The 14,772-nt window shown below is 64.4% G+C and carries 10 protein-coding genes; 4 read left to right on the top strand and 6 right to left on the bottom strand.

Annotation, left to right across the window (positions count from 1 at the left end; translation table 11 throughout):
• Positions 1 to 93: 93 nt before the first annotated feature.
• Positions 94 to 720 (bottom strand): SWIM zinc finger family protein, encoded by a 627-nt coding sequence (locus NKH31_RS09710; RefSeq protein ID WP_254861593.1) that lies wholly within the window; start codon positions 718 to 720, stop codon positions 94 to 96.
• A 367-nt stretch (positions 721 to 1,087) separates the two neighbouring features.
• Here NKH31_RS09710 and NKH31_RS09705 point away from each other — a divergent pair, with 367 nt between their 5' ends.
• Positions 1,088 to 1,333 (top strand): DUF7472 family protein, encoded by a 246-nt coding sequence (locus NKH31_RS09705; protein ID WP_254861592.1) that lies wholly within the window; start codon positions 1,088 to 1,090, stop codon positions 1,331 to 1,333.
• An 81-nt stretch (positions 1,334 to 1,414) separates the two neighbouring features.
• Here NKH31_RS09705 and priL read toward each other — a convergent pair whose 3' ends face one another.
• Complete coding sequence (priL, locus tag NKH31_RS09700) at positions 1,415 to 2,548, bottom strand: DNA primase regulatory subunit PriL (protein ID WP_254861591.1); 1,134 nt, start codon at positions 2,546 to 2,548, stop codon at positions 1,415 to 1,417.
• Between the two features lie 200 nt (positions 2,549 to 2,748).
• Here priL and NKH31_RS09695 point away from each other — a divergent pair, with 200 nt between their 5' ends.
• Positions 2,749 to 3,669, top strand: a complete 921-nt coding sequence (locus NKH31_RS09695) for an alpha/beta fold hydrolase (protein WP_254861590.1) — start codon at positions 2,749 to 2,751, stop codon at positions 3,667 to 3,669.
• A 20-nt stretch (positions 3,670 to 3,689) separates the two neighbouring features.
• Here NKH31_RS09695 and NKH31_RS09690 read toward each other — a convergent pair whose 3' ends face one another.
• Entirely contained in the window at positions 3,690 to 4,598 is a 909-nt protein-coding gene (locus NKH31_RS09690) for a DUF7351 domain-containing protein (RefSeq protein WP_254861589.1), read from the bottom strand.
• Between the two features lie 347 nt (positions 4,599 to 4,945).
• On the opposite strand from NKH31_RS09690, the gene NKH31_RS09685 reads away from it, so the two are divergent.
• Both NKH31_RS09685 and NKH31_RS09680 read left to right on the top strand, forming a co-directional pair.
• On the top strand, positions 4,946 to 10,171 hold the full coding sequence (locus NKH31_RS09685) for a S8 family serine peptidase (protein ID WP_254861588.1): 5,226 nt from the start codon (positions 4,946 to 4,948) through the stop codon (positions 10,169 to 10,171).
• A 61-nt stretch (positions 10,172 to 10,232) separates the two neighbouring features.
• Complete coding sequence (locus tag NKH31_RS09680; RefSeq protein WP_254861587.1) at positions 10,233 to 11,666, top strand: CARDB domain-containing protein; 1,434 nt, start codon at positions 10,233 to 10,235, stop codon at positions 11,664 to 11,666.
• Between the two features lie 237 nt (positions 11,667 to 11,903).
• Here the strand turns inward: NKH31_RS09680 and NKH31_RS09675 are convergent, their stop codons facing one another.
• The 3 genes from NKH31_RS09675 to NKH31_RS09665 all read right to left on the bottom strand — a co-directional run bounded on the left by NKH31_RS09675 (position 11,904) and on the right by NKH31_RS09665 (position 14,559).
• A complete protein-coding gene (locus tag NKH31_RS09675; protein ID WP_254861586.1) occupies positions 11,904 to 13,013 on the bottom strand; it encodes a CARDB domain-containing protein in 1,110 nt (369 codons plus the stop codon).
• A gap of 140 nt (positions 13,014 to 13,153) precedes the next feature.
• Positions 13,154 to 13,510 carry a hypothetical protein gene (locus tag NKH31_RS09670; protein ID WP_254861585.1) on the bottom strand — a complete coding sequence of 119 codons (357 nt, stop codon included), beginning with the start codon at positions 13,508 to 13,510 and terminating at the stop codon, positions 13,154 to 13,156.
• Between the two features lie 305 nt (positions 13,511 to 13,815).
• A complete protein-coding gene (locus tag NKH31_RS09665) occupies positions 13,816 to 14,559 on the bottom strand; it encodes a DNA polymerase sliding clamp (RefSeq protein ID WP_254861584.1) in 744 nt (247 codons plus the stop codon).
• Between the last annotated feature and the right edge of the window lie 213 nt (positions 14,560 to 14,772).

Genomic DNA, 14,772 nt, shown 5'->3' with positions numbered 1-14,772 from the left:
AACCGATGGACGATAAAATGGGGTCAGAAAAACGACGCGTCCGTTTCTCACCGTTCAGTCTGGCCGGAACCGCCGAGACGAGAAGGCGATCGGTCACGCCTCGACGGCTTCGAGCCGGGTCCGCGGGAAGAGATACACCCGCAGTTCGTTCGGGACGGGTCCGTTTCGCTGGACCGTCGCGTGCGGGTACACCGCGGCGACGACGGGCACGTCCGGATCGTAGGCCTCGTTCGTCCCGTAGGCGGCGACGGATTCGCCGACGGTCGGAATCCGCGTCGCGTCGGCTCGACGGTCGGAGACGTCGACGACGGTCACGACGGCGCCCGACTCCCGGTCGCGGGCGCGGTCGCCGGGCGAGAGGGCGTGACGCTCGCAATAAACCGGCTCCTCGATCGGTTCGTCGACGAAGACGGTCTCGCCGCAGTCGGTACACGGCGCGGCGAGCTGGCCGGGCGGCGGCGCTCTGTGCTCGGTGATATCGATCGCGACGCGGCGGGCGTGCTTACAGCGCGCGCCGCGAAAGAGGTGGTCCGGGCAGCTACACCGCCCGGCGGTGGCGTCGACCAGGTACGTCTCGCCGCTCTCGGATTCGACCTCGTAGAGGCCGTCGCCGAGGGCGAGGACGGACATCTGTTCGGTTCGTGCGCGACGCGATCGCTCGTCCAGGCGGTCGGCGTCGGGAACGGGCAGCGACGTTTTCGGAGAGGCTGTCTGTGACATGATTTCGAAGACGCTGGTGGGTTTCTGTGGCGTCTCGTGAGAGGCGTTCGACGGGCGATTCTCGGTGAATAGAGGAACCGCCCGAGGGATACGCCGTCGCTTGCGTGAGCAAGGCCCGATTCGGCCGACAGAGACGGTGCACAGCGGCCGAAATGCGGTGGCACGTCACAACGTACTACAGCGGTCGAAGCGGCGGTGAAACGGACGGCCGTCAGCGGACGAAGCGGTGACAGAACGGGACGACAATCGGCGGTCGAAACGGCGACGACGGGTAGTAGTCGGCAGTCGCGTCGACGGGCGTGTCTTCGTCGACACGCCCGAGTTGTCGCTTCGACACGCTTTTGTCCGAACCGGCGAATCCTCTGGTATGCTAGAACGCGATCGAATCGTCGAGATCACCGCCGCGGTCGGAAGCGTCCTGATAATGCTCGGGGCGATGTCCTGGGTCGGTCTCACCTACGGCACCGGCCAGTTCCTGGGCGAGGATGGGGCGCCGATGATGATCGCGACGATCGTCGGTTTCATCGTCCTCGTGACGGTCGTCGGCACCATCCTGGCCTTTACCGTCTCCGATCCGACGCCCCCGGACGAAGACGCCGACGCGGCGTCGTAAGTACCCATTTTTTCGGCCGTAATGACGGTCACACGCACATCGACACTCACACGCACTTCGTCGCGAACCGCGACGTCGTCGCTACTCCGCTTCGGCCGCCTGGGCCTCGCGCCAGTCTTCCAGGTCGTCTTCGTCCTCGTCGTCGAGGCGTTGTTCGTAGTAGGCCATCGGATGCGGAATGCGCTCACAGAGGTCGTCCATGTTCACGCAGTCGCCGTAGGACTGCATCGTCGCACACGACGGCGGCGAGTACTCCGTCGGCGAGGTGTCGCCGCGGATGTGGTCGGTCTGGTAGCGCGTCATCTCCTCGCCGAACGAGGAGTTGATCCTGTAGAGTTCGACGATCTCGTCGGTGTTCATCCCGATCGAAGCGAGAAACGCCGTGATCGCAAATCGCGAGTGGTGTGGGAGGTGTTCTCCCTTCTGGATGTCGTCTAACAGCGCCTTCATACACGGCGGGAAGAGTTCCGGGACCACCGTGTCGATCTCGCGGACGAGTTCGAGTTCGGCGACCAGCTCGCGAAGCGCGGCGGCCTCGTCTTCGAGCGCGTCGGCGATCGGGTCGGGGACGTCGAACGGCAGGCCCGCCTCGACGCGACGGGTGACGGCTTCGCGAAAGAGCGTGAGTAACTCGGTCTCCGTCACAGGCACCTCGCCGTCGGCGAGCGCCCGGTTGACCAGCCGCCACTCGTCGCCCCAGCAGTCGGCGGCCAGCGGCAGGTACGTCCCCACCTCGATCAGGTATGTCGGCTCTGTGCGAGGGCCGGACGGCCCGGAGGCGGCGTCCGTCGGAACGGGCCCGTCTTCGACCGCCGGCGCCTCGCGGATCGACCCCTCGAGGTCGAACTCGGAGAGCAGGTCCGAGAGGTCGAGTCCCGTCGACTCGACGCTCTTGAGTTCGGTCGGATCCTCGAGATCCGCCGTAAAACGCTGGTAGGCGACCGCACCCTCTGCACGGGCGTACCGGCGGACGAGTACCCGCTCGTCGACGAGCGAGACGAGCACGCGCGCGATCGGGTACGAAAATAGCTCGATCCGACTCTCGTGGACCGGGTCGCCGACGTCGCCCGCTTCGAGCGCGGACTCGACGCGCTCGGTCGCCCGCTCGACGACGGCCGGTTCGTCCTCGATCACGGAGACGAGATCGACCGCTTCGGAGGCGACTGCCTCCTTGGCGGCCTCGAGGAACGGGTACCGGGCGTATCGCGGATTCATCGCTAGCGACGAATGTTCCCGATTATGGATAAACTCGATGGTTGACGGATGTGGCGTTGAAGGGACCCATCGGCTATCGGGGTGGAATGGTGCTCAACGGTCGCGGTGACCATACCCTCGGCGGTCGCCGTGCAGCCGGATCTCCCGGAATCCAGAGAACCGGCGACGCGTTGATGGGCCAGGCCGACGAACGTCGACGCATGCCGACAACTAGTCGCGACGGCGTCGCGATTCGCTACGAGGTCGACCGAACCGCAGCCCCCGAGGGAACCGTCGTCTTCCTCCAGGGAGTCGGGATCGGCCGCTGGTCGTGGCGCTGGCAGCGCGCGGCGCTCTCGGAGCGATACGACGTGATCGCTCCGGATACGCGCGGGGTCGGCATCCGGGGCGTGCGAACCGACGGCGGCCTCGCGGGCGAGACCGACCGCGTCGATCGGTCCGCCGACGGACTCGGGCCGGCGGCTCGGTTGCCCGGTCGACTCCGACGACCGCTGCTCGGTCTCGGAGCCGGGTACTCGGTCGAGGGCCTCGCCGCCGATCTGGAGGCGGTGCTCGACGAGACCGGGGAGCGATCGGTTCACCTCGTCGGTCAGGGGCTAGGCGGGGCCGTCGCGCTCTCGTACGCCCGATCGTACGATCGGGCGACGTCGCTCGGTCTCGTCGGTACGAGTCCGGGCGGTGACGTTCCCGAGACCCCGTCGGACGTTCGCTCGACGGTGCTCGATCCGGACGGGAACACGGATCGCCAGCGGGCCAGAACCCGGCTCCGTCCGTATTTCAGCGAGCGCTTCGTCAACCGCAATCCGCACCTGTTCGATCGGCTCGTCGAGTGGCAACTCGACCAGGGACCGAGTCGGGCGGTTCGCGAGGCGCAGTGGGCCGTCTGGAACGGCTTCGACGCCGGGGACTGGCTCGACGAGGTGCGACTCCCGACGCTGGTCGTCCACGGGCGGGCCGACCGACTCGCCCCGATCGAGGGCGGAACGACGCTCGCCGCGCAACTCGCTCACGCGGAGTGCGAACCGATCGACGGAGCGGGTCACCTGGTCGGGATCGAGCGACCGGACGCCGTAAACGAGTTACTGATGGCGTTCTTCGAACGGAACACGACCCGCACCTGACGTGGGACGTGTCGAACAGCTCAGCGAGAGACGTCGACGACGTCGAGCGAGTCGTCGACCGTGGCCGTACACGAATCGCCGTCGGCGTGAAACGAGACGCGAAATCGCCACGGGTCGGTCGAGACGATCTCGAGGTGGCGATCGGAGAGCCAGTGTTCGATCTCCCAGTAGCGTCGATCGTCGAGCGCTTCACCGCGCTGGTACAGAAATTCTTTGACGCCCGGATCCTGCGAGGCGACGGCGCCGACGGTCGCCCGCTTGACCTCGCCGCAGTTCGGACACTGAAAGCGAAGGAGGACGTCCAGACGGTCGTAGCGGTGAACGTCATCGACGACGGACGAGTCGACGGGACCGCCGCAGTACTCACAGATGCCGCGACTGACGAGCGAGACGCTCATGCGCATCCAGTGGTGGAGCCATCGATCGATGACGTCGATCAATTGGTCGGCCTCGCGCTCGTTGACGAGGTTCTGGGGGAGTTGAATGTAGATGAGCCGTTCGTCGCAGGCGTCACACTCGACGGCGAACATCTCGTCCCTGTAGGAGGCCCAGAGCGACCGTTCGCCGCACGAAAGACACGCTTCCTCGAGTTCGAATCGATCGATCTCGCGGTTGCTCGTGAAGGTGCCGGCCGCGACGGCCCGGGCGACGCGCGAACCGAAGGTCGTGAGTCGGTAGCCGTCGTCGTCCTTGGCGACGAACTGCGGAGTCAGTTTGTCGAGGTGGTAGTTGAACCCGCTCGAGTATTCGGCGTCGACGTGGTCGTACAGGGTCGAAAAATCCATCGGGACGGACGTCGACGGATCGTGAAGAACGAGGAGGGTTTTCAGACGGGTTTCGTCCCCGAGTAGCGAGAGGGCGTCCGCTGAGGCGAGCGGCTTGGACGCCGACGGATCGCCATTGGGGGGATCTAAGGGGCCTGGGGGCATGTAACAGTGACACATTGCTCCAGTAGCATAAACTGCATGGATGTTTATTTCTGCAGTCTCGTGTCAGAAGTATCAGGCGGTGAGAGTGGGGAGAGTTAAATCGGTGCTCACCGGTGGGTGACCGACGGTCGAACGTATGAGAAACCACCAATGCGTTTAACCAATCCCGATAAAGGTACCCAGTACCCAAGGCCGGCCGAATTCGGTGAGAAACCCGACTGGCGGAGCGGACGCCACCTGTCATCCATTATCTAAAACTATCTCTACTAAACACCCATTTAGCTACATTCTGAACAAAAACTCCCTTTAGAGAATGTTCAAGGGGTCGGATTGTTTGTTCGAGAACTATGGTATCGCCTTCGAGACGATCGATCCTGCTGGCGGTTACCCTCGCGGTATTGATCGGGGTAGCCGGCGTGGCAGTCGGTTCGATCGCTGCGAGCGACCCAGCCGAACAGGACCCCCACGCGACGATCGGGGAGAACCAGGTGGAAACGGACGTCGAGGTGAGTGACGCACTTTCCGACGCCAACGGAACCGAAACGGTCGTCGTCCGACTCGATGGCGCCGATAGTATGACCGTCGCCTCGAGCGACGAGCCGGTGAACGCGCTCCAGAGGCACGCCGAGGAGACGCAAGCCGACGTACGCTCGTTCGCCGACGAAAGGGCCGGTGTCGAACACCAGGCCTCGTACTGGATCGCGAACGCCGTGGTCCTCGAGGTGGACACCGACCGGGTGGCCATCGAGGAGCTAACGAGGCTCGATCACGTCGAAGCGCTCCACGAGAACTTCGAGGTGAACGCGCCGATGCCGGTCGAATCCAGCGAGGCCGAAACCGACGGCGGGGCGGTGACGAGCCTCGAGACCGCCGGTGACGACGAGACGACCTACGGCGTCGACATGGTGAACGCCGAGGACGTCTGGGAGGACTACGACACGAAGGGTGAAGGCGTTCGCGTCGCCGTTCTCGACACCGGGATCGACGTCGCCCATCCCGACCTCGATCTATACACCGACGATCCGAACGATCCGACCTATCCCGGTGGCTGGGCCCGGTTTACGACCGAAGGAGAGAAGGTCGAGGGTGACACGCCGGCGGATCCGCAAGGTCACGGAACCCACGTCAGCGGAACCGTCGCCGGCGGCAACGAGAGCGGCGAACACATCGGCGTCGCCCCGGACGCCGACCTGATGCACGGCGCCGTCCTCAGCGCCGACGGAAGCGGCTCGTTCGCCCAGATCGCGGCCGGGATCGAGTGGGCCGTCGAAGAAGAGGCGGATCTGATCAGCATGAGTCTCGGCGCGGACGGGATGCACCCCGAACTCATCGAACCGGTCGAGCGAGCGATCGATACCGACACGATGGTGATCACCTCCTCCGGGAACGAGGGCGAAGGAACCAGCGGTTCGCCCGCGAACTACTACAGCACCCTGAGCGTCGGTGCGGTCGACGAGAACGCGAGCGTGACGGACTTCTCCAGCGGCATGGAGGTCTCTGCCGCTCAGTTCGGGAGCGACGCTCCCGACGACTGGCCCAACGAATACGTCGTTCCCGACCTGAGCGCACCCGGTGACGACGTGCTGAGCGCCTATCCGGGCGGCGACTACCAGGAACTTCCAGGAACGTCGATGGCGACGCCCCACGTGACCGGGGCGGCCGCCCTGATGCTCTCGGCGACCAGTACCGACCTCTCGACCGATCAGGTTCGAGACGCCCTCGTCGAGACCAGCTGGAAACCCGACGAGGCTCCGCCCGAACAGGACGTCCGCTACGGACACGGGATCATCGACGCCCACCTCGCCGTTGCGACGCTACGCGGCGACACGGGCGTGACGGGGACGGTCGAACGCGCCGACGACGAAGCGCGATTCCCCGACGCGACGGTCACCGTCGAACTCGAAGACGGAACCGAGCTCTCGACTGAAACGGACGACCTCGGCACGTACGCGATTCAGACGCCGCCGGGGAGCCACGAAGTGACCGTCGACGTCGACGGGTACGAAGACGAACCGATCGACGTGGACGTCGCCGACGGCGAGTTCGCGACCGCCCACGCCAGCATGGATCGAACGCTCGGCGTCGTCGTCGACGAAGACGCCCCGGACGCGATCGAACCCGGCGAGGACTACGAGATCACCTACGACGCGTGGCACGCCGACACACTCGTCGTCGAGCGTGACGGCGATTTCGACGGAAACGTCACGCTCTCGATCGAAACCGACGAGATGTTCGGCGAGGAAGAACTCGAGTTCGGCGAACCGTTCGAGTTCGACGACCGAACCGACGATGAATTTTCTGACTATCCGGCTGAAGTCGAACTCTCGGTCGAGCCCGAGGAGCCGGGCGAGGAGGTGAACAACGAGACGGCCGGAGCCGTTACGCTCGAAGCCGAGTTCGACGGTCTCTACGGCGAGAACGCGACCGAAACGCACGGCCCGACCGACGTACACGTCGAGGAGGCCCTCGAGATAGCGGTCCTCTCCGACCCGATCGTCGAGTACGGCTACGACGACGAATCCGACCGCGAGCTCGGTCCGGCGCTGGTCGACCGGCTCGACGACGAACTCGACGACCATCACGAGGTGGAGCTCGTCCGCGGCGCGAACTCGGTGATCGGAGTCGTCGACGAGTACGACGTCTACGTCGTCCAGGACGAGCCGTCGACCGACGCGATGCGCCAGTTCGTCGAACAGACCCAGCGATCCGACGTCGGGGTCGTGTACCTCGATCAGCGACAGGTCGCCAACGGAATCACGAAACTGTCCGAGGCGACCGGCGATCCGCGCGGCCTGCACACGCCGATGCCGATCGACAACTCGCAGATCGTCTCCTACGACGGTTCAGAAACGGACAGCGACATTCTGGACGTCGAAATTCGAAACGAGACGGCCGACTACCTGGAGGCCCGGGGTTGGGCTGACGATCACGAACACGTGCCGTTCCGCGAGCAGGAGGTTCTAAACTTCATCGAGGACTACCGATCCGACAACCTGGCCCACATTGCGAACGAGCAGTGTAGCTTCGCGGGCTGCCAACCTCGATCGATCGATGGTGACGGAATGCACGGCGAGTACGGTGACGTCGGCGGACTCGGCGTCGACGACCTGAGCCGCACCGTCATCGCGAGCGGCCTCGCCGAAACGGACACGGGCATCATCCTAGACGAGGGGAGCGAACTCCTCGGCAACGCCGTCCACTGGGCGGCGGACGACCACGGCGTGTCCGTCGAGGACCACCAGCCGTGGAAGGTAGACCCCGGCCAGACCGGCGAGATGGAGGTCTCCGTTCCGACGACGAACGAGACCGAGACCGACGATCCGCTCGAATCGGTCACGATCGGTCTGAACGAACACGCGACCGTCGATCCCGAGGAGATATCGATCGCCATCGTCGACGACGAGGGCACGCACGACGTCGAGCTCGGCGAGACGTTCGAACCGACCGTCGAGAACCGCTCGTCGATCGAGCTGTCCGCCGACATCGGTGCGGACGCGTTCGGCGAACTCACGTTCGATCACGCGTACGAGGTCGGCAACGAGACGATCACCGGCGCGACCGGACCGACGAGCGTCTACGAGGGCGACGAGATCCGCGTGACCGATGACGACGACTTACAACACGTCGTCGACACCGTCCACGTCGGCGACGAGGTCGTCGTCGAGGACGGCACCTACGATCCGATCTGGGTCACCGCCGACAACGTCGACGTCACGATCCGCGCCGCAGATGGCGCGGAACCCGTCATCGAACAGCAGGACGAACGATGGGAGCCGCACACGCGAGCCGGCGTCATCGAAGTGAGCGCAGACGGCGTCACGATTGACGGCTTTACGACCGACACGAGCGGCCAAACGTACAACAACGGCGTCGGCGTCCGTCACTCGATGCACGAACCCGTCGAGGACGTCACGATCGAGAACATGCGAATCGTCGAACCCTACCAGGGCGTCTGGGCCGGTTCGTCGACCGGACAGGCTCACGGCGTCGAAATCCGTAACGTCGAGGTCGAAGAGCCGTTCTGGGCCGGCGTGCGCATCCACCGGTCGAACGACGTCCTGATCGAGGAGGTCACCGTCACCGAACCCGGCCACAACGGCATCGAACTCGGCGAGTTGAGCGAGGACGCGATCGTCCGCGACAACACGATCGTCGATCCCGAGGACGCCGGCGTCCTCCTCGAAGTGGCGACCGCGACGGTCGAGAACAACGAGATCAGCGGCGCACAGATCGGCGTCGAGCAGGAATCCGCCGGCGTCGGGTACGTCGTCGACAACGAGGTGACCGACTCCGAGGTCGGCGTCGATCTCACCCTCAATCCGGCTCTCCACGCCGATCCGACGTGGAACGCAACCGTCGTCGACAACGCGTTCGACACCCACATCGGCGTCGAGACGAGCGTCCTCGGCGAACTCGACTACGCGGCCGACGAACCGGTCCACATCCGTGGAAACGACTTCTCGGAGACGGACGTCGGAGTCTATGACGCTCACGACGGCGCAATGGGACCGGTCGACGCTCGATTGAACTACTTCGGTCCGCACGGCCCGGTTGACGATCCGTCGGTGGGCGAGCGAGTCAGCACCGCCGGCGACGTGACGGCCGATCCGTTCCTTCCGGACGCGACCGTCGACTACGACCAGTCCGGCGTCGCAACCGCCGTCGAGCTCGAAGCCGGCCAGACCCACGCGGTCGGCATTCCCGGACCCGTATCCGGAACGATCGACGAGATGGTCACCGACGCGGAGGGCGTGATCTACGGCTTCGACGCGACCGAAAACGAGTGGGAACAACTCGGCGGCAACGACAGCGTCGACGCCCTCGAAGCGCTCCTCGTCGTCGCCGAAACCGACGGAGCGATCACGATGAACTTCGAGAGTGACGCGGATACGCCGCCGTCGCCCGAATCGATCGACCTCGAAACGGGCTGGAACTTCGTGTCCTCGCCGACGTACGCGCCGGCGAACGACGCGTTCGGTCACTCGAGCGGCGACATCTCCCTCGTCTCTCCCGACTTCGCCGGCCCGAGCGACGAACCCGGCGACGCCGACGTCATCGACGGAACGTTCTCACTCTCGGACGAAGACGTCCCGACCGTGAGCGCGTTCACCGGCTACTTCGTCTTCGCCGAAGACGACGGCGAGTTGCCGGCCCGCCTGGGCGAGAACCCGTCGCTCTCGGCGTACGCGAACGAACTCGGACTGGACGACGGAGACGACGGCGAGCCGTCAGCCGGGGACGGATCGGCTGAGGCTTACTACGAGACCGTCGATCACCTGATCGCCGAAGGGGTCGGCGTGACGCCAGACGAGTATCACGGCGCGCTGGTCGAGGCGATCGCGAGCGAAACGGCGGACGCTTCGGCGGACGTTCCCGCGAACGAGACGGACGCGTTCGCGGAGGCCGCTGCCGGCGAACTCACAACGACGCTCGCCGAGTCGACCCTCGAAGACGAGGACGACGTCGTCGAAGCCGTCGAGACGGCAATCGAACAGGCCGCCATCGTCTCCGCCGGTTCGACGACCGAGCCGACGCCGACCGTGCGTGTATCAGCGCCGACGCTGGCAGGATAACGCCACTCCGAACCCAACACAACGCACCCCACTATCGATACGAACGACATCCACTATCCCCATGTACCCGATTGATTCGTTATCGCGCCACCGCGACGCCGCCGCAGCCGTCGGAACGGTCGTGGTCGTCGCCTTGCTCGTGCTGAGTGTCGTCGCCGTCGGCGCGCCGGTCGCGGCGTCCGACGAGCAACCGCCACCGCCGCCGGCCGCCTACTACGGCGAGCTCACGATCGACGGCGAACCGGCCCCGCCGGGAACGCTCGTCACGGCGAAGATCGACGGCGAGACGCGCGGCTCGATCGTCACGACCGAGGCCGGTCAGTTCGGCGGCCCTGGCATGGCGGACGAGAAGCTCTCCGTCGAAGGCGAGTACGGAGACGACGGTGCCGTCGTCGAGTTCTTCGTCAACGGCGAACCCGTCGACTCGGCGCCCTCACCGGTCGAGTGGGAGGCAGAATCCGTCGAAGCGGTCGACCTCGAGGGCTGGGACGTTCCACACCCCGACGTCGACGTCACGGTCGATGAAGCCGCATCCGTCACGACGGTGCCCCCAGGCGAGGGAGCGATCGTCGAGGTGACGCTCGAGAACACCGGTGACGCCGGAGCCGTCCCCATCGCGCTCGATATCGACGGCGAACCCACCGAAGAACGGATCCTCGAACTGCCTTCCGGTGAATCGACGACGACGTTCGCTCCCTCCTTCGACGCGGAAGGAGCGTACGAGGCGGTCGTTCGGTCGCCACAGCACGCAGACGAGGTGACGATCGTGGTCGACGAAGACGCCGATCCGCCGGACGACTCACCCGGCCTGCCACCACCGCCGCCGGACGCCGAGATCGAAGTGGTCGACACCGCCGTTAACGAGAGCGAGATCGTCGCTGGAGAGGCGGTGGCCGTCGAGGCGACCGTCGAGAATACCGGCACCGTCGTCGAGACGGTCGAGATACCCCTGTACGCGGACGACGAACCCGTCGACAACGTGACGGTCGAACTCACCGCCGGCGAGACGGCGAACGTCACCTACGAGACCGCGTTCGACGAATCGGGCCAGTACGAGTTGTTCGTCGCCGACGAGCGAGTCGAGACGCTCTCGGTATCCGAACCCGCGCTCGAAATTACGGACACCCAACTCGATCCGCGGACGATCGAACCTGGCGAGTCGGTCGAGATCGCCGCCACGGTCGAGAACCCGGCGGGCGTCGCCGTCGAGGAAACCATCGAGATACGCGTCGACGAGACCGTCATTGACGAAGTGTCTCTCACGCTCGATCCGGGCGCCACCGAGACGATCAGCTACTCGCACACGATCGACGCGGACGGCGAGTTCGACGTCACGATCGGCGAGGTCGATGCGGGGACCGTGAGCGTCCAGGAAGGAGATGATTACGAACGGCCTGACGACGATGACGACGGCATCCCCGGCTTCGGGCTGGGCGTCGCGATTGTCTCGATGTTCGCGTTCGCGCTGGTCCGACTCTGGCGCCACCGGGGATAACTCGCCGTCGCGACAGAACCCCTCTCGAGAGAGAGAGAGAGAGAGAGAGAGAGAGAGAGAGAGAGATTCCGGTTTCAATTTCATCACACGTGGCCGTTCTACGTCGAACGTCCGAACGGGTCCAAGCTGGATCAATCGGTGGATAGTGAACGCCCACACTCGACCGCCGTCACGACCGGGGACCAGCTTCTCGGAATGGCTCTATCGACGTCGCGAAAAATGGAATCGTGGCTTCGACTACAGCCGACGTCCGGCAACGGCGAGCGCCCCGAGCAGCGCGCCGAGAGCCGCGACGACGCCGAATCCGGAGATCGAGTCGTCATCAGCCGGATCATCATCGGCTTCGTCGTCTCTCGGATCATCGTCCGGCGGATCGTCATCCGGCGGATCGTCGTCCGGTGGCTCCGTTTCAGTTTCGACGGTCACGGTTCCGGCGTCGACGCCGTCGACTGCGAGGTTGTACTCGCCGGCTTCGTCGAACGCCTTGGTAAACTCGACCGTCGTCTCCTCGTCCGCCTCGAGCGAAACCGACTCGGTCGCGACTTCCTCGCCGTCGACAGTGAGTGAGAGGGTCGTCGAGCCGGCCGCGTCGCCGAAGTTCTCGACCACCGCGGTGACGTCGACCGAATCACCGACCTCGATTTGGGTCGGACTCACGTCGACACTCGTCACTTGCAGGTTCGGTTCACCCGGGTCCGGCGGTGCCGGTGGGAGTGTTGGTGGCGGCGTCTCGTCCGCATCCTCGTCGACGGTGATGGTCGTGGAGTCCGAGTCATCGGGCGAAGCCACCACCGCCTCGTAGTCAGCTTCCTCGACGAGTTCGATCGCAAACGTTACGGGTGCAGTCTCGCCTTCTTCTAGCGAAACCGTTGTAACGTCACGAACGTCACCGTCGACGACGAATTCGATCGGGACGTCGTACGCGGCCGCATCTCCGGTGTTCGTAACTGACGTCACGATCGTGGCGCTCTCGTTCGGTTGGATTGTCGTCGTCGATTCATCGTCGTTGATGTCGACTTCGACGAACGGTTGTCCGATATCCGCACCGCTCAAATCGACCCGTTCGGTCGAAGCCGATTCCCAGGGAACGGTTTCAACGGGTTTGCCGTTGACCTGAAACGTTACCTCGTCGCCGTCGTCCGCACGAACCTCAAGCTTGTCGTCACCCGGGTCCGGTCCACCGTAGACGCCGGGTTCTTCGACGTGGATGGCGTCAACGATTTCCCCGTCGACGACGGCGGCGACGTGCGTTCCGACCGGCGCCGGTTCGCCGTCGATCTCGACGTCGCCGTAGTAGGCTGCCGGAACACCCGGTGGATCGTCAGCTAAAACGGGCGAAACAGCCACACCGAACCCAACAGCCGACAGAGCCACCAGTAGCGCTATCGAGAGAGCGAGCCAACGGCGCCGTGGCCCGTTCATCTCGCGGCCACCTCAGTTGTGTTGCGTATCATATGTATAGAGTGGTGAGAGGACGAACCTCTCAGTTATTCGATCTCGATCGACTCGGTTTCTTCCGCATCGTACGTGAACACACCGACGTAGTGATCGCCGTCGACGGTCGTCACGAAGTCGTCAATTTCACCGGTGACCGACAACTCGTGGGACTCACCGGCATCGAGTTCGATCATCGTCGCGTTGAGTTCCCACGTACTTTCGTCCATCCGTGCGTCTCCGACGTTAAGTCCGAGTTCTGACGTGACGAGCTGCTGTGCAGAGTGTGTCCCCTCGTTCGTGATCGTGTACGAGAGTTCGATTTCATCACCGCTTCCGTACGGACCGTCAGAGAGTACCTCGAAGTCGGTAACGTCGAAGTATACCTGATGATCGAGACCAAGATCCAACGTGTCCGGGTCTGTCGTGATCTCTTTTGTATCGAACCCATCGGCCTGAGATTCGCATAGGAAGGATACACTTTTATTTTGGTGTTTTGCTACCAGATATGATTGTATACAGTTCGGGTTCGGCGTGACTAGCGAAACCAGCTGCCGTGCGAACAATCACATCGAAGAACGGAGGGCGGCAGGCTGTGAGTCCGGTTCTGAACGACCGAATCGGTCAACGGTTACAGATTGATCTCGAACGCATCGGCGAACACAGGTCAATCACGGACGCGGTTACGGCGGGCGAGAGAAGGTGTCTGACCCGACTAGTCGCTCTGGATGCGCGGCGCCAGCATGTAGGTGACCTGGCCCTTGCCCTCGGCGAAGCCGTAGTAGAGCTTGATGGGGAACTCCTCGCCGAGGTCTGCGGTCACCTCGGCGTCGGCCGGGATGGCTTTGTTCATGTCCTTCAAGTAGTCGAGGCTGAACAGAGAGTGTGCGCTTCCCGATTCGAGGTCGATCAGCTCGTCGGCCGTGAGTTCGAGGTGGACGTCGTCGGTGTCGCCCTCCGCGTCGACGTAGAACAGTTCCTCGGCGTCGTCGACGCCGAGTGCGATGTGGTCTGAGACCATGTCGGCCGCCTTCACCGCGCGGTTTACGTCCTTGCCCTCGAGGACGACCCGCGCGGGAAGGTCGAGGTCCGGGATGTCCGGCTCCTGGCGGATGGAGTCTGGATCGATCAACGCGAGCGTGTACTCGAGCCCCTCGATCTGGGCGTGTAGTTTCCGCGTCTCTTCGTCGAGTTCGAGCTGGACGAGCTGGCCGGATTCGGCCATCCCGGCGATGTCTTCGAGTCGCGAGAGATCGACGCCGATGAGCCCGCCGTCGGCCTCGTAGGACTCGAACGCGTCGGCGTCGAGCGAGAGGTCGACCATGCCGACGTTCGCCGGGTCGACCGCCCGGATCCGGAGACCGTCTTCTTCGAGGTGGATCTTACACTCCTCGACCAGTACGCTTACCGAGTCGAGCGCACTGGAGAGCGTCTCCGCACTCACAATGGCCTTGAACATATGCGTCGGGATACGGAAGGTTCCCATAAAAAGCCCATCGGTCTGGACCGGTTCGTTCGTCGCGGCAGGGCGTCGACGGATCCGGCGAGTCGTCCCTGTGAGCTGCATCTGCGAGCATCAGCTCCCACCGTTGGGCCGAATACCCGGACTCGTCCGAACCGGTTCGGGCTAGATTCAACGGGATGGGCTTCGAACGGAGAGCCAATGATCTGG

This window comes from Halovivax gelatinilyticus (genome assembly GCF_024300625.1).
GTDB classification, from domain to species: Archaea; Halobacteriota; Halobacteria; order Halobacteriales; family Natrialbaceae; genus Halovivax; species Halovivax gelatinilyticus.
This window is presented reverse-complemented; position numbering and strand designations above follow the sequence as displayed.

Coding starts and splice junctions, on each gene's coding strand:
- NKH31_RS09710 (WP_254861593.1), bottom strand. CDS start 720: ATGTCACAGACAGCCTCTCCGAAAACGTCGCTGCCCGTTCCCGACGCC.
- NKH31_RS09705 (WP_254861592.1), top strand. CDS start 1,088: ATGCTAGAACGCGATCGAATCGTCGAGATCACCGCCGCGGTCGGAAGC.
- priL (WP_254861591.1), bottom strand. CDS start 2,548: ATGAATCCGCGATACGCCCGGTACCCGTTCCTCGAGGCCGCCAAGGAG.
- NKH31_RS09695 (WP_254861590.1), top strand. CDS start 2,749: ATGCCGACAACTAGTCGCGACGGCGTCGCGATTCGCTACGAGGTCGAC.
- NKH31_RS09690 (WP_254861589.1), bottom strand. CDS start 4,598: ATGCCCCCAGGCCCCTTAGATCCCCCCAATGGCGATCCGTCGGCGTCC.
- NKH31_RS09685 (WP_254861588.1), top strand. CDS start 4,946: ATGGTATCGCCTTCGAGACGATCGATCCTGCTGGCGGTTACCCTCGCG.
- NKH31_RS09680 (WP_254861587.1), top strand. CDS start 10,233: ATGTACCCGATTGATTCGTTATCGCGCCACCGCGACGCCGCCGCAGCC.
- NKH31_RS09665 (WP_254861584.1), bottom strand. CDS start 14,559: ATGTTCAAGGCCATTGTGAGTGCGGAGACGCTCTCCAGTGCGCTCGAC.